The following is a 20,739-nucleotide window of genomic DNA, read 5'->3' as shown; positions in this document are numbered from 1 at the left end:
CAACCCGTTCGTACGATGCAGTTCGTCGATCTGACCGTCGAGCCGGGTCCGGCCTACCAGTCGGAGCTCAGTCGCACACTCGCCTCGAGCGAGGCGATCGTCCGGGAGGAACTGCTCACGTGGCGAATGAGTCGCGGGATGGTGCTCAACCAGCTCAGTTTCGTCCACGGCGATCCGGACGTCTACGCGGACGCGCTGGCGGAGGCGTCCGAAATCGTCCAGTACGAGATCCGTCCCGTCGACGACGAGCGGTTCTACGTTTACCTCCAGGAGGCGAACGCCCACGAGCGCCCGTCGTGGTGGACGGCGTTTCTCGAACACGACCTCATTCACGTCCCCCCGGTCGTCGTCGAGGACGGCGTCGTCCGAATCACGATCCTCGGTGCGTTCGAGACGTTGGGCGAAGTCGTCGACGACCTCTCCGAGGCCGTGTCGGTCGAAATCGACTCCGTCGGGGAGTATCACGGACGCGGCCGGCGGATCACCGACCGTCTGACGACCAGACAGTACCGTGCGTTGCGAGTCGCCACGCGTCGGGGATACTACGACGTCCCTCGAGCCGGGTCGCTCGCGGACGTCGCCGAGGAACTCGAGTGTACGGAGAGCACGGCGTCGGACCTGTTGCGACGGGCCGAACGGGAGATCGTTCACGCGCTCGTCGCGTCGGTCGACGACTGACACAGCGCGCAATCAAAGGACAAAGTGAACCGCAATTACGTAGGCGTAGACGTTGTTGAGCACGTGGAGGAGCCACGCACCAGTGAGATTCTCGAACCGGAGTCTGAGGACAGTCGGAAAGACGGCCCACGCGGCGATGGCGAACACGCCCGCGATACCGAGCGCGAAGACGTGGGAGCCGGCGAAGACGACGATCGATCCGAGACCCGCTGCGATCGGCGACCATCCACGCCCCTCGAGCGAGGAGAGAAGTGCCCCCCTGTAGATGAGTTCTTCGACCAACGGGCCGACGATCACCGGCCCGAACAACACTGCGAGGAGCGTCACCGGGTTCGTCAGGTCGTAGTCGTAGAATGCGGTCATCTCGAACCCGAGTACTCCCGCGACCCACTCGCCGCCGACGAACGCGGCTACGCCCAGCGGAACGAACGCGAGCGTCCAGACCAGTTCGGCCCGGTTCGGCCGGCCTACGGGGAACGCGACGCAGCGTTCGGATTCGTCGAAGCGCCACCACAGAAAAGCTCCAGCGAGGAGAAACCCGACGCCGGTCGCGCCGTAGACGACGCCTGCAGGCGGTTCGGCTCCCGCCTCCCCCACCGCGGCGTAGTATCCGGCGATGCCTGCGAAGATCACGGCGAGAACCAGCGTGGCTGCTCCGAGGCTCGTCCAGAGCCGATCTACCTCTGACGGTTCGTTTCGTTTCGATCCGCCCCACTCGAACGGCCAATCCACGTTCATCTCTACGAATACGGTACGACGACCAGACCGATCGTCGTTCCTGCTGCACAGTTCGATCGTTTAAGACACCCTACTGACAGCAGTCCGCGTAGAGCCGGTGTTTTCGATCAGGGCGTTCGAGCGAGATCGAACCTCCTGGGGACGATCTCTGTTACTGCATATTGGTGGCCAAAGTTATACAACACTGAACAGATACGTCGTATAGCGATGTCACTGTTTCCGCCCGAACTCTGGACCAACCGACTCTACCTCGAGTGGCTCTGTCGGGAGACCGCCGACGTCCTCGAGTACTACTGACTCTGTTCGCACCGAATCCCAATATCGAGAACGTGACCGCGTACTTACCGTGGTCGCCCCACGAAACGCCGAACGAGACCGCCGAGTACGTCGAGGATCTCGGGGCGAAGTGGGATGACGGGACGCGAGCGCAGTACCTGATTCGACCGCGGGAGGGCGAGGACGGCGCCGGCGAGATCGCGGGAGCGGCCTGTCTGATCGTCGACTGGGAGACGCAGACGGCGACGCCGGGAATCTGGTTGCGAAAGCGGTTCTGGGGCCGTGGCTACTCCGGCGAGCGAGCGGCGGCGTTGATCGAACTCGCGTTCGACCGGCTCGATCTGGATCTCGTCGCGATTCCAGTCGAGGGCGAAAACGAGAGGTCCCGATCCACAGTCGAGGGCTACGTCGAGCGCTTCGGCGGCGGCTACGACGGCCTGATCAGGAACGCGACGGTTCGGCCGGACGGTCGAATCGTCGACCGCCACCGGTACACGATCACGCGCGAGCAGTACGGCCGTGGGGAGGACAGCAGTTCGCGACCGGGGTGAGCTCCGTTCTCGAGTCCGACACGCTTATTCGCGACGCGCGACGAAACCCCTGTAGTGAGTACCGAGACGCCCGATCCGACCGAGACCGACGCGTTCGAGCAGGTCTGTGAGACGCTCGTCGAGCGCATCCTCGCCGGCGAGATCGAACGCGACGAGGTCGAAACGGCCAAACTCGAGGCCTGCTCGGAGTACTCCGCGCCGAAGGTACCGAAAAACTCCGAGGTGCTCGATTACGCACCTCTCGAGCGCCGCGAGGAACTCGAGGAAGTCCTCCAGCGCAAGCCCGTCCGCACCGCGTCGGGCGTCTCGCCGGTCGCGATCATGACCTCGCCCGAACGATGCCCCCACGGGAAGTGTCTGTACTGTCCCGGCGGCCCGGATTCGGAGTTTTCCTCCTCCCAGAGCTACACGGGCGAGGAACCCGCCGCCGCACGGGGCGTCCAGAACGATTACGACCCCTACGGGCAGGTGACGCTCCGACTCGAGCAACTGCGCGAAATCGGCCACCCCGTCGACAAGGTCGAACTCATCCTGATGGGTGGGACGATGACCGCCCGGAGCCACGACTACCAGGAGTGGTTCGTCAAGCGCGCACTCGAGGCGATGAACGATTTCGACGTCGAGAAGCAACCGGAGCCAGCGGAGGGTGTCAGCTTCGCCCAGGATCCCGACGAATACGAGTGGCGCTACGTCGAGGACGTCATCGCCGAAAACGAGACGAACGACGTCCGCAACATCGGGACGACGTTCGAGACGAAACCCGACTGGTGCGATCCCGAGCAGATCGACCGGATGCTCGAGCTAGGCGGGACCAAGGTCGAAGTGGGAGTCCAGACCACCTACGAGCGGATAAATCGAGAAATGCACCGCGGCCACGGCACCCAGGACTCGATCGACGCCAACCGCCGCCTGCGCGACTCGGCGTTCAAGGTCGGCTTCCACATGATGCCGGGCCAGCCCGGCATGTCCACAGAGATGTGTCTCGAGGATTTCCGTGAACTCTTCGAAAACGAGCAGTGGCGGCCGGACTACCTGAAGATCTATCCGACGCTGGTCGTCCGCGACACCGCGACCTACGACTGGTGGCATAGAGGCGAGTACGAGCCGCTCTCGAACGACGAGGCCGCCGAACTCGTCGCGGAGATCAAGGAGATGATCCCCCGATACACCAGACTCCAGCGTGTCCAACGGGACATCCCCGCCGATCACATCGACGCGGGCGTCTGGAAGTCGAACCTCCGACAACTCGCACGCCAGCGACTCGAGGATCGCGGCGGCTCCTGTGATTGCATCCGCTGTCGTGAAGCGGGGATGAACGACGAGGAACCCGAAACCGTCGAACTCGACGTCATGACCTACGAGGCCTGCGGCGGGACGGAACACTTCATCTCCTTCGAGGACTTCGAGACGGACCTGCTGGTCGGCTTCTGTCGGCTCCGGTTCCCGAACGATCCCGTCAGGCCGGAACTCGAGAACGCCGCGCTCGTCCGTGAACTCCACGTCTACGGGACGGAGGTCGCCGTCGGCGGCGAGAGCGAGAGCGGCCAGCACCAACATCAGGGCTACGGCCGTCGGCTGATGGAACGCGCCGAGACGCTGGCGTCAGAGGCGGGCTACGACAAGCTGAGTGTGATTTCGGGTATCGGCGCTCGAGAGTACTACCGGGAGAAACTCGGCTATCACCAGGACGGGCCGTACGTAAGCAAGCGGCTGTAGCGGCCGCCGTCTGGATTCGTGCCGACCTGGCGTGTACATCGTTCGTGGTGCTGATTCCCCGTCCCAGTATCGAACCGACACGTCGGATTACTCGTCTCGAGTCCCGGCGGCATCCTCGAACGTCGCCTTCGCGCGCCGTCCACCCATCTTCACGTAGTCGATGTCGACGCCAGCGAACACGATGTCGAAACCGTGGTCGACCCACCGTTCGATCTCGTCTCCATCGAGCGCGAGTATCGAGACCGGCTTGTCGACCGCGTGGCCTGCCTCGAGAGTGCGGTCGACGGCTGCGAGAAACTCGTCGCTTTCGGTCTCACCGAAGATCCCGAGCGCGGCCGAAAGGTCGGCCGGTCCGACGAACAGGCCGTCGAGGCCGTCGACGGCGGCGATCTCCTCGACGTTCTCGAGGCCGGCTTCGGTTTCGATCTGGGCGATCGTGACGATCTCGTCGTTCGCCCGGTCGACATACTCGGGGAACGCCTCCCCGTACTCGGTGGCGCGGCCGTAGCCGACGCCACGGACGCCCTCGTGTGGGTAGCGGGTGGCCTCGACGAACGCCTGCGCGTCCTGGGGGTCGTCTATCATCGGAGCCATCACACCGTCTACGCCGGCATCGAGGACGCGCTTGATCTCCGTCGTATCGTTCGTCGAGAGGCGGACGATCGTCCCGGGGTCGCTGTCGCCGTCGACATCGGCGGCGTCCACTGCGCGGGCCATCTCGGTGATCGTCTCGATCGAGTTGACCGAGTGCTCGCCGTCGATTACGACAGCGTCGAACTCGAGGCCGGCGCTGATCTCGGCGACTGCCGGATCGTTCAGTGCGACCCAGGTGCCGACGAGTGACTCGCGGTCGCGGAGCATCGTAGCGAACGTCATGCCGGACTGTTCGGCGAGCGATGGGAAAAAGCCACTGTCAGCCCTATCGCGGTCGATCACGAGTGGAACCGTCGTACGGGGGACAGAATCCAGTTCGCCGTCGATCAACACGAGTTGCGTTCGACGGCCATCTCCCGGCCGGAGATCAGTTCTGGGATAGCTGTGACCGATCTCTCGTGACCATCTCCCGATTCGTCGCAGGAACACGATGGCGCCTCCGACACCCCTTATGAGCGATTTTCCGGTGTATCTGCGGGGTCGTCGCAGTTACTCGAGCGGTTCGACCAGTTCGACGACGTAGCCGTCCGGACCTTCGAGAAACGAGACGCGGGCATCGGCGTCGTCGACCGTCAGCGGTCCGTCGACGACGTCGCAGCCGGTTTCCTCGACGACGCGTTCGGTCGTCGCGTCGACGTCCTCGACCGAGACTGCAAGGTGGTCCAGTCCCGTCCGGTCCGGATCCGGATCCTCCCGGTCGGGATCGTACCGAAGCTGAATCTCACCGTGATCGCCGCCGACGTAGACGTTTTCGATACCGTCGAGCGTGAACGACCAGTTCTCCTCGAGGTCGAGTGCGTCGACGAAGAACGCGCGGGCGTCGTCGAGATCCGATACCCAGATTGCGGCGTGGATGACGTCCATACCACATACTGCATTCCACACCCCTTAACTATTGATTCCTCCAGGGGTCGGGGCCGTATCACTCGATTTGTACGGACAAACGGAGGACGAGGGACGGATATTTACTCGAGGAGGAGTCGCTCGCGTTCGAATCGCCCCCTGGGCTCGGAGCTCGCGTCGTTTCCGGCGTCGGCCGGCCGCCAGCGCCAGGATCCGATCTCGAGGGGTTCTAGCGAGACGATCAGGTAGGACCGCTCCGGCCAGGTTGCCTCCGTGACATCGGTCTCACTCGGTTCCGCCGGTCCACGCGGGTGAGAGTGGTAGAAGCCGACGATCTCTTCCCCCCGCTCCTCGAGTTGCTCGAAGATCTGGAACTGCTCCTCGGGGTCGATTCGGTATCGCGTTCGAGGTCGGTCGGCGACGTTCTCGGCGGGGTACTGCGATCGAACGCGGTTTCGCCCGTCGGGATCGAACGGTCCGCCGAGAACGCCACAGACCTCGTGAGGCCGGCCGGCACGGGCGCGCTCGAGGATGGCGTCACGAACGGCGTCGGGAACGACGAGTGCGGGGCCAGAAACGGCGGCGTCGACGGGTTCGTCGGACGAGCGGCGACGCTCCCGGTCGATCGGTCTCGCGCCGGGCTCGTCTGGATCGCGATTCGGACTCACGGTTGGGCCCGAGCGTCGCCGTCGCGTCCCTCGAGCCGGCCTCGTCGACCGAGTTCGTCGAACGGACACACCACCTCCCCGTCCGACGACGGCGCGATCGATCGGTCGAACAGGTCCGGCCGAACGATCGGCGCGAGCGCTTCGAGGGTCTCCACCAGCCGTGGACCCGGCCGGTTGAGGTAGTGGTTGCCGTCCATCGCCCAGACCCGTCCCTTGCGGACGGCCGTCAGGTCGGCCCAGCCGTCGTAGTCGATGAGGTCGGTGCGGTTTTCGGCCGTCTGCTCGAGGGAGAACCCGCAGGGGGCGGCGATCACGATCTCGGGGTCGTAGTCGCGGATCTCCGCCCACTCGCGCGGCCGGGAAGCCTCGCCGACGCCGGCCAGTCCGTACTCGCCGCCGGCCCACTCGACGAGTTCGGCCGTCCAGTGACCGGCGATCATGACCGGGTCCGTCCAGTCGAAGATGGCGACCCGTGGCCGGTCGTCGATTCCCGCTCCCTCGGAACCGCGATCCGCGACTCGTTCTCGGATGCGGTCGATCCGCTCCTCGAGGCCGGCACGGACCTCGCGAGCGCGGTCCTCACGTCCGGCTGCCCGCCCGATCCGTTCGACGTCCGCGAGTACGTCGCCGACGCTGTGGGGATCGGTCGTCAGCACGTCGGGATCGGCCGCGATCTCGTCGACGGCGTCGGCGACGACGGCCTCGTCGACCGCACAGACGTCACACATCCCCTGCGTGACGATCAGCTCCGGCTCGAGTTTCTCGAGCGTCTCGAGGTCGACCTCGTATACCCCGTCTTCGCCGACCTCGAGGACCTGGCGGTCGATCTCCTCGCTCGAGGCGTCGGCGTCGATTCGTGAGCGAGTGACCGACGGGTTCGACTCGATCCGCGGCGGGAAGTCACACTCGTGGGAGACGCCGACCGGATCGATCCCGAGCGCGGCGACGATCTCCGTCGCCGAGGGGAGCGTGGTGACGATACGCATGAGTTGGCGTAGGCACTCCGAGGACAAAAACGGCCGGCTCGAGCCACGATCGATCGTCGTCTGGTCTACGAGTGCGATCAGTCAGGAGTCGACCGGACCGTCGCTCCTCGTCGACGTCCCAACTGCGCCGCCGTAGCGCTCGAGCACCCACGAGAAGACCGCTCGCTGTGCCCGTCTGAGCGCCACGGACGCGGAGCTCTCGGCACAGCCGAGTTCGGCCGCGACGTCGGCGAGCGTCGCGGTTCGCGGCACGTCGTAGTAACCCAGCTGGAGCGCCGTACTCGCCGCCTCGAGCTGGCGGTCGGTGAGAGTCCCGGCGACTGTCCCCCCGCGGCGATCGTACGTGCCGATCTCCTCGACCGTCGTTTCGACGTCGGCGGGTAGCTCCTCGAGTACCGCCTGCAGGTCCTCACCCTCTCCCACGAGCGTCATGCCCATGGCAGCGGCGTCGTCGAACCGAACCGGCGGAACGACGAGCAGGTTCCGGTCGGCAAACGCCGCACGCCACGATCGGTCCTCGGGTCGGGTTTCCTGGCACGCCCAGACGTGGAACGATTTCTCGTCGATGGGCGCGATCCGGTAGTCACGGATCGACTCGACGCCCTCGATCACCTCCCGGTAGCGTTCGAGGTCGCCCTCTACGTAGAACAGTTCGTACTCGAGACCCGCCCCCTCCTGAATGTTCCACGTGAGTAGCTCCTCGTACCGGACGGCGTCGTCGTACCGGATGAACTCCTGCATCGGGTGGAGCATCCAGTCGGGCTGGCGAATCCGGACGTCGAGGTACTTCATCGGTGGACATTCGATCTCGAGTATAAAAACACCCTAGGAGGTTCGAGGTAATCCGGATCCGCCGAGGGCTCGTCTCACTGCGTATGGTATCAGGATCGTCGGCCACCGACGGAACCGGTCAGGGGATCGACGCGGGCGAAGGAAACGAGAGTGATCGTCCGATCGAGGAGTATCCGCCTGCGCCGGGTCCCGCCGGCTACCCAATCGTCGGGAACGCGTTCCAGGTCGTCAACGATCCGTTCGGCTTCTACGACGTCGTTTCGGCACACGGGGACGTCGTCCGGTACAGCATCGTGAGGAACACGTTCACCGCGCTGTTACACCCCGACCACGTCGAGCGCGTGCTGGTGTCCGAACACGAACGGTTCGAGCGCTACCTCTTCGCCGACCTCGGCCTCGACATCGGTGCGGAGGGGCTCGTGATGAGCGACGGCGAGCAGTGGCGACGCCAACGTGGCGTGATGCAACCCGTCTTCACCACCGATCGGGTACAGTCGTACGCGGAGACGATGGCGACGTACGCCGACCGGGCGGCGAACCGCTGGGACGACGGCAAGGTGATCGCAGCGAACCGGGAGTTTTCCCGACTCACACTCCGAATACTGGCCGAAGCGTTGTTCGATCTCGAGGTCGATCCGACGTCGGACGACGAGGCGGTCGTCCGGGCCGCGCGAGCGATCAACGACCGCGCCGACGCACGGCGACTGTCGACGTTTCTCCCCGAGTGGGTCCCGTCGCTGGCCGACCGGCGCTTCGAGCGAACGATGGACGAGTACAGACGACGGGTCGACGAACTGATCGGCCAGCGGCGAGCGACGGGATCCGACGGCGACGACCTGCTCTCGGTTCTCGTCCGCGCCGGCGGATCGGAAGGATGCGCGCTCTCGGAGGCGGAGATCCGCGACAATCTCGTCACGTTCCTCTTCGCCGGCCACGAGACGAGTTCGGTCGCGCTCACGTACACGTTCTTGCTCCTCGCCCAGCACGACGACGTCGTCGACGAACTCCGTGCCGAACTCGAGTCGGTCGTCGGTGACGATCGGCCGAGCGCCGAGCACGTCCGGGATCTCGAGTACATCGACGCGGTGATCACGGAAGCGATGCGGCGCTACCCGCCGGTCTACATGTTGTTCCGACGGGCACTCGAGGACGTCGTGATCGCCGGCTACCGGATTCCCGAGGGGACGATTCTCACCCTGCCCCAGTTTCGCATTCACCGCGACGAGCGCTTCTACGACGCACCCGAGGAGTTCAGGCCGGAGCGCTGGACCGACGGCTCCGAAGACGACCGCCCGGAGTACGCCTACTTCCCGTTCGGCGGAGGACCCCGCCACTGCATCGGGATGCGGTTTGCGACCCTCGAGATGACGCTGATCGTCGCAACCCTGCTTCGGCGGTTCGATCTAGAGTTGCTGAGCGACCCAGATCCGAAGATCTCGCCAACGACGACGTTCGGTCCAGCGGAGGACGTTCGGATCCGACTGCATCGGCGGTGACCGAGCGTTCGGGCGAATCGGTCGTGCCCGCCGCTACAGTTCGCCGCCTTTGTCGAACTCGTCCGCGTCGCATTCCCCATCGCTGCCGCCGCCGCCATCACTGTCATCGCTGCCGTCGCCCTCGTCGGCGTTCAGGTCGAAACTGTGGTCGGCACCGAACTCGCCGTCGCCGCCCGAATCGGAGACGTCGCCTTCGTGGATATCGAACGCGTCGGTCTCGAGTTCCGTCCCGCTGACGCCGACGCTTCCTTCCTGGATCTCGATGACGACGCCGTCGTGGTCCGGCGAACGGCCGACCAGACGATTCGTCGCCGACTCGACCTCGCGGTTGACAGACCAGACGAACCGGAGCACGGACTCGAGGTCGTCGCCGGCCCGCCGCGGTCCCTGCCCGCTCGAGAGGGTGCCGAGACTGCGCGCGCCTTCGGGGTGAAGGAACTGGATGGGGTGATCGTTCGGTACCTCGTGTAAGTCGACGTCGAACGACCAGAGGTACGGGAGCAACTGGATGGCGTACCCCTTCGGTTTCGGTGCGTACCGACCAGCGGCGGTCGTGACGGCGGCAATCGCCGTGGTTCCTGAATCGGTGTCGTAGTAGACACCAGGAACGCCAGGGATGGAGAGACGCATACTCGAGTCCAGCGGTGCTCCCGGCCTAACGGCACTGCCGGCAGGACCACCCTCCTTATACCGGTCCGTCACCCCGTCGTCGGGCTAACTCGGTTGCCCAACCCCGTCGATCACCCGGTCGAACAGTCGAGTGCGATTCCGTCGACCGGAGCCGCGCCGCTGCGTTCCGTTCGCCGAATAGACGACCCCTCGACGTGGTAGTATCCCCGCTCGGCGGTCTCCGTTCCGTCGTCGGTCGCGTCCCGATCCCGCGTTGGAGGGACAGCCGGCGATCGTCACGAGCCCACCGCTCCCGAGCGCAAGTAGCTCCCGTCGAAACGCGTTCGACCGGTCCATCGGCGATCAGAAGTTGTCCGCGAACTTGTCCCGCCTGTTGACGTCGAGTTCGCTCACGCTCGAGCCCTCGCGCGTGGCGGCGAAGGCGATGGCGTCGGCGACCTCTTCGGGTTCGCTCGCCTCACCCTCCTCGAAGGCCTCCGCGAACGTCGAGCCGTCGGTCGTCTCGAACTCCGAGCGAACCTCGGCGGGGTTGACGACGGTGACGCCGACCCCCTCGTCGCCGACCTGGGCCGCGACGCTCTTCGCGAATCCTCGCACCCACCACTTCGATGCGGCGTAAACCGGGTTGAACGAGCGCGGGTACTGCCCTGCAAAGCTCCCGACGAAGATCAGGTGACCCTCGCGCTCGCTGACGTAGGGGATCGCCGCCCGCGTCGCGTAGAAGACGCCGTCGACGTTCGTCTCCTGGATCGTCTCGTACTCCTCGGTCGCCATCGCGGCGACGTCGCTGCCCCGCGAGAGCCCCGCGTTGTTCACGAGGACGTCCAGCCCACCGAAGGTCTCGACGGTCTCGTCGATCAGCGCGTCGACGTCGTCCTCCGCCCTGACGTCCGTCGGGACCGCCAGTGCATCGATACCGTACTCCGTCTCGAGTTCCTCGGCGAGCGTCGAGAGCCGACGCTCGCTCCGTGCCGCGAGTGAGAGATTCGCGCCCTCGGCTGCGAGCTTTCGGGCGGTCGCCGCCCCGATTCCGGCGCTCGCACCGGTGACGATCGCCGTCTGTTCCTGGAGCCGACGGTCGGATGACATGGTCGCCTCCACCTGGGTTCGCCAGCACCGTCGGTGTTTCGCTCCACGCGATAGCGGTCGACGCCAGGTGATCGAGTCGCAGGCAGGATCAGGAGACGAGGTATCGCTCGGGAACGTACCGCCGGAACCGGGACGGGAGCAATCGAGCGCCCCACGTCGCGACGTCCTCGAGGCGCTTTCGGCTGACGGTGTACCCGATCGAGACGGCGAGTAAGCCGACGATCAGGAGTTTCCAGACGCCGTCCAGAACCACCACGAGCGGCAGGGAAATCACTGCCGCGAAGCCGAGGTCGGCCGGCGATCCGTCGTACGGGATCCACCGCCGCGGGGGAACCCACGTTCCGCGGACGTGGTCGTAAACCGCCCGATCGGACGGCGGGTTGTCCCACGGCCTAGCGCCGAGTCCACAGCTGACGACGTCGCCGACGCAGTGAAGCGCCGCGGTGAGCAGGAACGCGAACAGGCCGAGCGTGAGCGCAGTCGGGGCCACGACCGCCACGGCAAGCGCACCCGCGGCTGCGGCGAACCCGTACACCGGCTGGTGGAGCGTCCGGCGGTGCTCCGCGAAGACGTCCAGGTCGGGGACGATACCTCCCAGGGCGCCGGCGGCGAGGGCCGTTGGGCCGTGTTCGGGAACGAGAATCGCGACTGGCAGGGCGACGAACAGCCCGACAAGCGCGTGGGTCGTCACCATCATCGGGGGCGTCTAAGGCCTGCTCGAAGATAAGACTCGAGGGTCGAAACGGAAGGTGTCAGGACTCGAGACTGTACAGCGCGCCGTACTTCGCGTCGACGTACTCGAGGAAGTAGTCGGCGGTGAACTCCTCGCCGGTGGCCCGTTCGATCAGTTCCTGGGTCGTGTAGCGTTTCCCGTGGCGGTGGACGTTCTCGCGGAGCCAGCGGTTCAGGTCCCCGAAGTCGCCGTCGCGGATGCGGTCGTCTTGCTCTCCGAGTTCGTCCTCGGCGGCGGCGTACAGTTGGGCCGCCAGGACGGAGCCAAGCGAGTACGTCGGGAAGTAGCCGAACGAGCCGTGAGACCAGTGGATGTCCTGCAGACAGCCCTCGGCGTCGGTCTCGGGGCGGACGCCGAGGTACTCTTCGTACTTGTCGTTCCACGTCTCGGGGACGTCTTCGACCGCGAGGTCACCCGAGATCAGGTCGCGTTCGATCTCGAACCGGATGACGATGTGGAGGTGGTAGGTGAGTTCGTCCGCCTCGACGCGGATGAGGTTGTCGTCGTACACCTGGTTTGCCGACTCGTACGCCTCCTCGGGTGTGACGTCCTCGAGTTCGGGGAACCGTTCGCGGGCGACCGGCAGGAACTGCTCCCAGAACGGCCGGGAGCGACCGACGTGGTTCTCCCAGAGCCGGGACTGTGATTCGTGGACCGAGAGGTCTCGAGCCTCGCCGAGTGGCGTTCCGTACGCCTCGTCCGGGAGTCCGAGCGTGTAGTTCGCGTGCCCGAACTCGTGGATCGTCGACGTGATCGAGCCGAGCAGATCCTCGGGTTCGAAGCGCGTCGTGACGCGGGCGTCGAACTGCGTCCCCGAGGAAAACGGGTGCGGTGCGGTGTCGAGACGGCCGCGATCCCAGTTGTAGCCAAGCGAGTCGAGTACGTCGCGTGCGAGCGCCTCCTGATCGTCGTCGTCGAACTCCCCAGCGAACGCGTCGGTCTCGAGGGCAGCGTCGTCCGAGGTGGTTCGCGCCTCCGTGCTCTCGTCGATCGCCTCGATCAGCGGGACGAGTTCGTCGCGGAGCCGCTCGAGGATTTCTTCGGCAGTTTCGAGCTCGATGTAGGGTTCGTACTCCGAAAAGAGGACTTCGTAGGGGTCGGCGTCGGGATCGATGTGGTGGGCGTACTCCCGTTTGAGCTCGACCAGCTTCTCGAGGACGGGCGCGAAGGTCTCGAAGTCGTCCTCCGCTTTGGCTTGCTTCCAGGTGGGGTGGGCGTTGGCGGTGGTCTTGGAGATCTCCTCGACGAGTTCCTGCGGGACACTGGTCTCTCGGTCGTACTGACGGCGAACCTCGCGGACGACGGCGGCCCGTTCGTCGTCGAGGTCTCGGGCCTCGAGCTCCTCGAGGAGTCGGCCGGTTTCGTCGTCGGTGAGAAGTTCGTGGCTGATCGAGGACAGCGTGGAGAGTTGCTGTGCACGGGCTGGCGTCCCCTCGTCGGGCATGACGACCTCCTGGTCCCACCGCAGGATACCGGCGGCGTTGCCGACGTTGGAGATGCGTTCGACGCGGGTCTCGAACTCGTCGTACACGTCGGACGCCTCCGTCTCGGTCGATGACTGTTCGCTTGCCATTTTTCGGGCCTAGCACGGCGGGCGCTATCAACGTCGTGGTTCCGGAACCGGGGATCACGGTGCCCGCCTCATTCACCGACGAACTGGTCGTAGACTCGTAGAGAGCCCCCGTCGTCTGGAACTGCAAGCCCTAGACTGTTCGAGCGCGTCGACGTATTCCCGATATGGTCCTCGCTTCGGCGATCGTCTTCGCGGTCAGTCTGGTACTCGGGGCGCTCGGGATCTACGTCGGCGCACGCGTGATCGTCGGCGCGGGCGATTTCGACCACGCGATCGTCACTGCCCTGATCGGGGCACTCGTCTGGGCAGTGGTCGGTTTCTTCGTCGGCTGGATTCCGTTCCTGGGACCGCTACTCGCGTTGCTCGCGTACGTAGCGGTCATCAACGTCCGGTATCCCGCCGACTGGACCGCCGCGGCGATGATCGGCGTCATCGCGTGGGTCACCGTCCTGATCGTGTTGTGGGTCCTCGCAGCCCTCGGTCTCACCGGGTTCGGCGCGGTCGGCGTTCCGGGAACGTAGGTCGGCCGGCGAACTATTTTCCGCCTCGAGCGACAACGAAGAGACGATGGGGCTCTTCGAGGATCTCGGGCGAAAGGTCGGCAAGTTCACGCACGAGGCGAAACAGGCGGCCGACGAGGGCACCCCCTACGTCTGCCAGAACTGCGGCGAGCGCTTCTATACGGAACAGGAGTCGTGCCCGGAGTGTGGTGGCGGGGCGGTCGTCGAGCGCGAACAGCCGGCCGACGAGTCGGCCGACGACTCGAGTGAGTCCGACCCCGAGTAGTGCGGTCTTTCCTGCCAGCGTCGCTCGAGTGATCAGGCCGGCCACGACTCCGCGATCGTCCGGTAGGTCTCCCGGCAGCGCTCGAGGACGGCGATCGAGACGCTCTCGTCTCTCGTGTGGGCCTCGCCGGGTTCGGAGGGGCCGACGATGACACACTCCGTCCCGGCCTGGGAGAGCCACCCCGCGTCCGTCGCGTGCGGTTTCGTCACGAGTTCCGGCTTACCGGATTGGCTCTCGCGAGCCGCCTCGAGGGTCGCCTCGGCGAACGCGTCGTCGTCGCACTGCATCGGCGGCAGATCCTGATCGACGGTCCATTCGAGGCCGGGAACGTCGGCCAGGATCTCGAGGTCGGCCCGTTCGCCGGGGACGGTCCGCTCGTCGACGGTGAACGAACACCGGTCGGGAACGACGTTGATCGCGGAGCCGCCGTCGATCTCGGTGACGGCGACGCTTCCGGCGAGCGTTTCACCGGCCACTTCCACCGACGGGAACTCGAGGTCGCGAACGCGCTCGACGGCCTCGGCCGCGCGGTAGATGGCGTTTTCGCCCGCTTCTGGTTCGCTGGCGTGGGAGGCGACGCCGTGGGCGGTGACGGTGACGCCGCGTCGACCGCGGTGGGCGACGACGACGTCGGTGACGCCGGGGCTCGAGTAGTTCGTCGATCCCTCGCCGACGACGGCGTAGTCGGGGAGGAACCCCTCCTCGATGGCGTGGCGCGCGCCGACGCCGCCGACTTCCTCGCCGACGAAACTCGCGAAGACGAGATCCGCTCGCTCGGCGGGCGTCGCCTCTCGGAAGGCAACCATTGCGGCCGCGACGGCACCTTTCATATCCGCCGCGCCGCGCCCGTAGATCCGCCCATCGCGCTCCTCGACGACGTACTCGCCTGGCTCCGGGGCGTCTCGAATCTGTGAGTCGGCCGGCGACACGACGTCGTGGTGGCCGACGAACGCGAGCGATCGACGGTCGTCCGATTCGTCTCGAGGGGCCGGTTCGTCTCGAGGGGATCCGTCCGCCCGCTTGCGCGCGAGGACGTTTCCGACGGCGTCTCGAGTTACGTGGGCGGTCGTCTCCTCGCGGAGCCAGCGCTCGATGGCGTCTCCGGCGGCCGTCTCGTCGTCGTGGCTCGGAATGGCGACCAGTTCGCGGGTCAACTCGGCGACTGAGGAGCTCATAGTCGTCCATTCGTCCCGATATCCCTGATACTGTCGACAGTGAGATCCGTCCCGATATCCCGACACTGTCGACAGTGAGAGCGGGTTGTCGACTCGCTCCCGATCCGTTCGAGGGCCTCGAGCGCTCCTTCGAGCCCCTCGAGATAGTGGCACACCTGTTCGGGTAGTGTGTATCGTCCGAGATCGAGTCGGGTTTCGAGGCCACTAAGATAATGGCACTGAACACGAGAGAGTATTCGTACGGATGGAAACGTCACACGACAGTCCCGTGACGTCGTCGAGTCACGAGAGCCACGCTTCGCGGTCGGCAACCGGCGACGACGCGAGACGATGACCGAACGCCATGCACGCGCCCGAGTCGAGGTGTCAGATCGGTGAGTCGGTTGCTCGACGAACCGACCGTCGTCGTCGTCGTCGGCGAATCGGTCCGAGAGCCAGCCCTCCGCGAGACGCTCCTCGACGGGGCCGCCACGGAGGTTCTCCTCGAGGAGACGGGTGCGAGCGCACTCGAGACGATCGACGAGCGCGAGGATATCGGCTGCGTCGTCACCGACCGGTCGCTGTCGGACACGACGGGGATCGACCTCTGTCGCCGGGTCGAACAACTCGAGGCAGATCTTCCCGTCGTCTTCTACGTCGACGAACACGAGGAGGGCCACGAGGTCGCTCGACAGGCACTCAACGCCGGTGTGAGTGGATACTACACGCGATCGGATTCCGCCGAAACGGTTCGCCGGGCCGTCGACGACGTGATCGATACGTACTCCCGGCGACGGGAAGCGGCCGAAGAGAGCGAGATTTTCACCACGCTGCTCGAGGAGATCGAGACGAACGTCTACGTCAAAGACCGGGAGGGTCGATACGTCCGCGTCGCGTCGGTCCCCGATAACGTCGATCCCGCCGACGCGATCGGGAAGACCGACGTCGAAATCTACGGCGACGCCAACCCGGAGATGGCCCGAAAGACGTACGAGGACGACGTTCGCGTCGTCGAGACCGGCGAACCGATCTACGACCGAGACGAACAGTACGGCGACGGCAAGACGGCCTACGCGATGCGCACGACGAAGGTTCCGTGGGTCGGCGACGACGGGACCACGAAGGGCTTGGTCGGCATGACTGTCGACATCACCGAGTTCAAACGGACGGAGCTGGAACTCGAGATCCTCCGCGATCAGTTCGAGAAGTTCTCGACGAACGTCAGACACGACCTCAAGAACCCGCTACAGGTGGCGATGGGACACCTTCAGCTCGCCCGAACGAGTGGGGCCGACGAATCCTTCGACGCCGTACAAGAGTCACTCGAGCGGATCGAAGAGATCGTTACCGACCTCGAGTCGATCGCAAAGGACCTATCGAGTGCCCCCGAGCGGGGGGCGAACGAACTCGTCGAAATTGCCGACTCGGTGTGGAACGTCCTCTACACGCGCGATGCGACCCTCGAGAACGAGTTACCGCCCGCTGCAACCGTCTACACTGCCAAAGAGACGATTCGGCCGGTTTTCGAGAACCTGTTCAAAAACGCGATCGACCACGGCGAGTCGGACGTGACCGTTCGCGTCGGTCCGCTCGAGGACGGGTTCTACGTCGAAGATACCGGCCCTGGTATTCCGGAATCCGAACGAGAGTCGGTTCTTCAGGCGGGGTACACCACCGAATCGGACGGAAGCGGAATGGGCCTAAGCATCGTCTCGGACGTCTGCGTCCAACGTGGCTGGAGCCTGGAGATCGGCGAGAGCTCCGAAGGCGGTGCTCGCTTCGAGATTACGAACTCTCCGATGGTGCTCGAGCCCATCGCAGACGATCGGTCGGACGTCCACGCTGACAGGGCGCTCGAGCTCACTGACGAGATCGAGGTTGGAACGCTCCAGACCGAGGGCAAAGCGGAGTACGACCCGATAACCGATCGGTGGTCAGTCAGCGCCGACGGAACCAATATCTGGCGTCACTGGAACGACTTCTACTTCGTCCATACGCCCGTCGACGGCCCCGTCAGTATCCGTGGCCGCGTCACCGACATCGAGGAGGTCGACGCGTTCAGCAAGGCCGGGTTCATGATCCGTGACGAACTCGAGGACGCCTCGACGTACGGGTTCGTCGGGGCGACGCCCGGATTCGGGACCGAAGTCCTCTGGCGCACCCAGCGTGGTGAGGACGGAACGAGCCAACAGCTCAGAGAGGAGTCTCGATCGGAGTGGTTCCGCGTCGACCTCCTGGACGGGTACGTGACGTGTTTCGTCTCCCAGGACGGCCAGGAGTGGACAGCGATCGATCAACGTCGGATCGAGCAGACGACACCGATCCACGTCGGGCTGGTCGTCTGTAGCGTCGTCTCCGGACAGCCGTGTGAGGCGACGTTCGAGGACGTCACCGTCGTCGAACTCGAGCGGACCGTCGAGTAGTGGCGCTACTCGATCCGTTCGTACACCGGCGGCTCTGGCTCCGGATCGTCGGTGAGCCTGCTGACGGTGTCGCCGACGTCTCGGAGGCTCGCCGTCTGTTCCTGGCTCGCGGCGGCCAGCGACTCGGTCGCATCGGCGATCCGGTCTGCGGCCGTCGAGACGTCCCCGACCGTCTCCGCGGTCACCTCGAGGCTCCGTGCTTGCTGGTCGGTCGCGGTCGCGACGTCTTCCATCCCGGCCGCCGTCGACTGCGCCGATTCGTGGATCGCCTCGAGCGAGTCGACCGTCTGACGAACGCTGTCCGTTCCGTCATCGACCCGATCGACAGTCTCCTCCGTCGCCTCGATCGTCGCGACGGCGTCCGCACGGACGCCTTCGACGGCCTCCTGGATCGAGGTCAGATCCTGTTTCGTTCGTTCGGCGAACGTTCGAACCTCGTCGGCGATCACACCCATCGTGGCGTCGCCGGCGTCCGACCGGGTCGACTCGATCTTCGCGTTCGTCGCTAAAAGCCCCGTTCGTTCGGAGAGACTCTCGAGTCGGGAGACGACCTCGTCGATTTCGTCGATCCGTTCTTCGAGGCGTTCGACGGCCGCCTCGGTTTGCTCGGCCGCCTCGTCGATCGCCTCGAGGTCGTCGAGTGCATCGTCGGCCGACTCGACGCCTGCCGCGGCCAGCCGCTCGGTTCGGGCACTCTCCGAGCGTACCTCGTCGGCAGTGCTCGCGATCTCCTCGACGGCCGCACTCTGATCCTCGAGTTCCCCCGAAACCCGGTTGACGGCCGACGCCTGGTTCGCCGCGTGACCGCTGATCGATTCGGCCCGGTTGGCGACGAGTTCGCTCGCGTCGTACAGCTCCTCGATCGGTGCCTGAACGTCCGATTCGACCTCGTACGCCAGCTGGCGACGGCGCTCGGTCGCCCGCTCGAGATCCCTGGCGTAGGAGTCGACGTACGTGTCGACTGCGATCTGGAGGTCGAGATTAATGATTCGCAACAGCGCGAGGACGTCCATCATGCCGTCGTCGATGGCAGCCCTGATCGCCTCCTCGAACGACGTCTCCAGGGCGAGTTCGTCCTCGGAAGGCCGACCCTCGCCTCCATCACCGAATCCGAACGCGTCGATCAGGCCGTCGATCGCTCGAGTCGACTCCGATTCGGCTTCCTCACGCTCGTGTGCCCACTCTTCGGCGGCGTCGACGACCTGTCGCTGGACGCGTTCGCTGAGCCGCGTCAACAGCAACTCGTAGTAGACGCCGTACTGCCCCACGTACTGTTTCAGCGGCATATCGAGTAGTTCGTGGAGCTTCCCGATTCTGGCCCGGTTCTCGAAATACGCCTGGTCGTACGTCCCGGTCGCGAGCGAAACGAGGTACGCGCTCTGGGTCCGTTTTAGCGCCTCCACCCCTTTGGGTGAGCGGTCGACGATTGCGTGGGCTTCCTCGTGTTCGAGGAGGTTCTCGTAGAACTCGTCGGCGATTTGATCCGCGTTCGCCTCGAGCAGTGACTCGAGATCGGCCAGCCGTCGCTCGTCGGCCTCGTCGAACCCGACGAACTCCTTTCGCCAGGCGATCTCCTCCTCGTCGAGACCGATGGACGCGACGAGTTCGTCGACGTCGACGAAGTGGTTCAACCTCCCGTTCCCAAACGACCGTTCCGGATTCATGAACGAAACGTACTCGAGCGAGGTCTTCGAAGAATCGCCTCTTCCCGCTCACTGGGAACGCCGTCTGGATCGGCCGCCAGAACGAGAGCCGTCTCTTGCGAGTTCGAGACGCGGATGAGGCGTTCGGTTCGGGCAGCTTCGAACGCCTTACCGGGTTCGTCTGTGTCAGAGGCACACGACAATCGACGTCCGTCCGAACTCGATCGATTGGGCACGCACACTCGAGTCGTTGGGTAGCGACTGTCGTGGTGCACGAAACCAATCGTCACGTACTGACCTTACCTTACCGTGTGAATGTTCGTTCAGCATGTGAACGAAGAGGCGGAGAACGAACAGTGTTTGTGGGCTGTCATACCGTTCCCAATCCGGAAATGAGCCACGACAGCTCTCGATCAGCCGACGTTCGGACGGGTAGCCGATACAGCGGGCCCAGAAGGACTAATAGACTGTGAACGCCAGAAGGGGGTAATGGGTTACGACAGGGGGAAACAGCTGTTCTCCTCGCCACATCGCCTCGAATTGCTTCGAGCGCTCCGATCGGAGCCCGCCGACACGAAAGGGCTCACGGACGAGCTGTCGGTCTCGCGCGTAACCGTCCAGCGGCACGTAAACTGTTGTTCTACCCTCGGCTGGGTTCGAAAGCGCGAGGGGCGCTACGAGCTCACGCCGGTCGGCACACACGTTTGCAAGGCCGCAACGACGTTTCTCGACCGGTTGTCGGTTCTCGAGGATCACGAAGAAGTGGTCCGGACGCTCGCGGCGGTCGACGATTCGTTCGATCCGTTGTTTCTGGCCGACGCCACGATTTCGGTCGCCGAACCGAACGACCCGCACGAGCCGATCATCCACTACCGGGACGCGATGACCGAGACGGAGACGGCGTCGGTCCGCGGGATCATGCCCGTGTTCAGCGAGTTGTTCGTCGAGATCCACCGCGAACACGTCGAAGCCGGGATCGAGACGGAGGTCATCGTCTCCAGGTCGGCACTCGAGACGGCGCCGCCACCGAGCGACGACATCCCGGCGTCGATCTTCACCCTGTACGTCCTCGAGGAATCCCTCGAGGTCGGCTTGACGCTGACCGACGAGACCGCACTCGTCGGCGTACACGACGACAGGACGTTCGTGGCGTGTATCGAGAGCACCGATCCGGCGTTTCGGGAGTGGTGTACGGACCTCTACGAACGGTATCGCGAACGGGCGACTCGAGTGTCGTTCGAAGCGACGACGGACGCCGAGAACCGGTAGACGAACGCACTCTCGTCGAGCAGCGATCACCACCTACACCC

At 65.1% G+C, this 20,739-nt stretch carries 20 protein-coding genes; 8 read left to right on the top strand and 12 right to left on the bottom strand.

Annotated elements, in window-relative coordinates; genetic code table 11:
- Positions 1-15 precede the first annotated feature (15 nt).
- Positions 16-678, top strand: a complete 663-nt coding sequence (locus tag FYC77_RS10835; protein ID WP_149081521.1) for a helix-turn-helix domain-containing protein — start codon at positions 16-18, stop codon at positions 676-678.
- A gap of 12 nt (positions 679-690) precedes the next feature.
- On the opposite strand, the gene FYC77_RS10830 is transcribed toward FYC77_RS10835, so the two are convergent.
- Positions 691-1,416, bottom strand: a complete 726-nt coding sequence (locus FYC77_RS10830) for a CPBP family intramembrane glutamic endopeptidase (RefSeq protein ID WP_149081520.1) — start codon at positions 1,414-1,416, stop codon at positions 691-693.
- A gap of 329 nt (positions 1,417-1,745) precedes the next feature.
- Here FYC77_RS10830 and FYC77_RS10825 point away from each other — a divergent pair, with 329 nt between their 5' ends.
- Both FYC77_RS10825 and FYC77_RS10820 read left to right on the top strand, forming a co-directional pair.
- Positions 1,746-2,243 carry a GNAT family N-acetyltransferase gene (locus FYC77_RS10825; RefSeq protein WP_238386898.1) on the top strand — a complete coding sequence of 166 codons (498 nt, stop codon included), beginning with the start codon at positions 1,746-1,748 and terminating at the stop codon, positions 2,241-2,243.
- A gap of 54 nt (positions 2,244-2,297) precedes the next feature.
- The gene (locus FYC77_RS10820; RefSeq protein ID WP_149081519.1) at positions 2,298-3,959 is read left to right on the top strand and encodes a tRNA uridine(34) 5-carboxymethylaminomethyl modification radical SAM/GNAT enzyme Elp3; all 1,662 of its coding nucleotides are present in this window, start codon (positions 2,298-2,300) and stop codon (positions 3,957-3,959) included.
- Positions 3,960-4,046: 87 nt separating this feature from the next.
- On the opposite strand, the gene FYC77_RS10815 is transcribed toward FYC77_RS10820, so the two are convergent.
- The 5 genes from FYC77_RS10815 to FYC77_RS10795 all read right to left on the bottom strand — a co-directional run bounded on the left by FYC77_RS10815 (position 4,047) and on the right by FYC77_RS10795 (position 7,902).
- Positions 4,047-4,835: an HpcH/HpaI aldolase family protein gene (locus FYC77_RS10815; RefSeq protein ID WP_149081518.1), complete on the bottom strand. Its 789-nt coding sequence runs from the start codon at positions 4,833-4,835 to the stop codon at positions 4,047-4,049.
- A 267-nt stretch (positions 4,836-5,102) separates the two neighbouring features.
- The gene (locus FYC77_RS10810) at positions 5,103-5,477 is read right to left on the bottom strand and encodes a VOC family protein (protein ID WP_149081517.1); all 375 of its coding nucleotides are present in this window, start codon (positions 5,475-5,477) and stop codon (positions 5,103-5,105) included.
- Between the two features lie 101 nt (positions 5,478-5,578).
- Entirely contained in the window at positions 5,579-6,082 is a 504-nt protein-coding gene (locus FYC77_RS10805) for a desampylase (RefSeq protein ID WP_149081575.1), read from the bottom strand.
- A gap of 38 nt (positions 6,083-6,120) precedes the next feature.
- Entirely contained in the window at positions 6,121-7,110 is a 990-nt protein-coding gene (locus tag FYC77_RS10800) for an ABC transporter substrate-binding protein (RefSeq protein WP_149081516.1), read from the bottom strand.
- Between the two features lie 81 nt (positions 7,111-7,191).
- Positions 7,192-7,902: a helix-turn-helix domain-containing protein gene (locus tag FYC77_RS10795; RefSeq protein WP_149081515.1), complete on the bottom strand. Its 711-nt coding sequence runs from the start codon at positions 7,900-7,902 to the stop codon at positions 7,192-7,194.
- Between the two features lie 83 nt (positions 7,903-7,985).
- Here FYC77_RS10795 and FYC77_RS10790 point away from each other — a divergent pair, with 83 nt between their 5' ends.
- Positions 7,986-9,398 carry a cytochrome P450 gene (locus tag FYC77_RS10790; RefSeq protein WP_149081514.1) on the top strand — a complete coding sequence of 471 codons (1,413 nt, stop codon included), beginning with the start codon at positions 7,986-7,988 and terminating at the stop codon, positions 9,396-9,398.
- A 33-nt stretch (positions 9,399-9,431) separates the two neighbouring features.
- Here the strand turns inward: FYC77_RS10790 and FYC77_RS10785 are convergent, their stop codons facing one another.
- The 4 genes from FYC77_RS10785 to FYC77_RS10770 form a co-directional block, all read right to left on the bottom strand.
- A complete protein-coding gene (locus tag FYC77_RS10785; protein WP_149081513.1) occupies positions 9,432-10,028 on the bottom strand; it encodes a hypothetical protein in 597 nt (198 codons plus the stop codon).
- 342 nt (positions 10,029-10,370) lie between these two features.
- Positions 10,371-11,117 (bottom strand): SDR family oxidoreductase, encoded by a 747-nt coding sequence (locus tag FYC77_RS10780; RefSeq protein WP_149081512.1) that lies wholly within the window; start codon positions 11,115-11,117, stop codon positions 10,371-10,373.
- A gap of 88 nt (positions 11,118-11,205) precedes the next feature.
- Positions 11,206-11,814, bottom strand: a complete 609-nt coding sequence (locus FYC77_RS10775) for a metal-dependent hydrolase (RefSeq protein ID WP_394349017.1) — start codon at positions 11,812-11,814, stop codon at positions 11,206-11,208.
- A 55-nt stretch (positions 11,815-11,869) separates the two neighbouring features.
- Complete coding sequence (locus tag FYC77_RS10770; protein WP_149081511.1) at positions 11,870-13,423, bottom strand: carboxypeptidase M32; 1,554 nt, start codon at positions 13,421-13,423, stop codon at positions 11,870-11,872.
- A 164-nt stretch (positions 13,424-13,587) separates the two neighbouring features.
- On the opposite strand from FYC77_RS10770, the gene FYC77_RS10765 reads away from it, so the two are divergent.
- Together FYC77_RS10765 and FYC77_RS10760 are read left to right on the top strand one after the other, a co-directional pair.
- Entirely contained in the window at positions 13,588-13,944 is a 357-nt protein-coding gene (locus FYC77_RS10765; RefSeq protein WP_149081510.1) for a hypothetical protein, read from the top strand.
- A 46-nt stretch (positions 13,945-13,990) separates the two neighbouring features.
- Positions 13,991-14,209, top strand: coding sequence for a zinc ribbon domain-containing protein (locus FYC77_RS10760; protein ID WP_149081509.1), 219 nt, complete (start codon positions 13,991-13,993; stop codon positions 14,207-14,209).
- Between the two features lie 32 nt (positions 14,210-14,241).
- Here FYC77_RS10760 and FYC77_RS10755 read toward each other — a convergent pair whose 3' ends face one another.
- Complete coding sequence (locus FYC77_RS10755; protein ID WP_149081508.1) at positions 14,242-15,384, bottom strand: M20 family metallopeptidase; 1,143 nt, start codon at positions 15,382-15,384, stop codon at positions 14,242-14,244.
- A gap of 374 nt (positions 15,385-15,758) precedes the next feature.
- Here FYC77_RS10755 and FYC77_RS10750 point away from each other — a divergent pair, with 374 nt between their 5' ends.
- Positions 15,759-17,786, top strand: coding sequence for an ATP-binding protein (locus FYC77_RS10750; protein WP_149081507.1), 2,028 nt, complete (start codon positions 15,759-15,761; stop codon positions 17,784-17,786).
- Positions 17,787-17,791: 5 nt separating this feature from the next.
- Here FYC77_RS10750 and FYC77_RS10745 read toward each other — a convergent pair whose 3' ends face one another.
- Positions 17,792-19,450: a globin-coupled sensor protein gene (locus tag FYC77_RS10745; RefSeq protein WP_149081506.1), complete on the bottom strand. Its 1,659-nt coding sequence runs from the start codon at positions 19,448-19,450 to the stop codon at positions 17,792-17,794.
- Positions 19,451-19,918: 468 nt separating this feature from the next.
- Here FYC77_RS10745 and FYC77_RS10740 point away from each other — a divergent pair, with 468 nt between their 5' ends.
- Positions 19,919-20,698 (top strand): helix-turn-helix transcriptional regulator, encoded by a 780-nt coding sequence (locus FYC77_RS10740; RefSeq protein WP_149081505.1) that lies wholly within the window; start codon positions 19,919-19,921, stop codon positions 20,696-20,698.
- The last annotated feature ends 41 nt before the right edge of the window (positions 20,699-20,739 follow it).

The sequence above is a fragment of the Natrialba swarupiae genome, from assembly GCF_008245225.1.
Lineage (GTDB): Archaea > Halobacteriota > Halobacteria > Halobacteriales > Natrialbaceae > Natrarchaeobius > Natrarchaeobius swarupiae.
The sequence above is the reverse complement of the archived record's forward strand: the minus strand, read 5'-3'. Positions and strand labels throughout refer to the sequence as shown.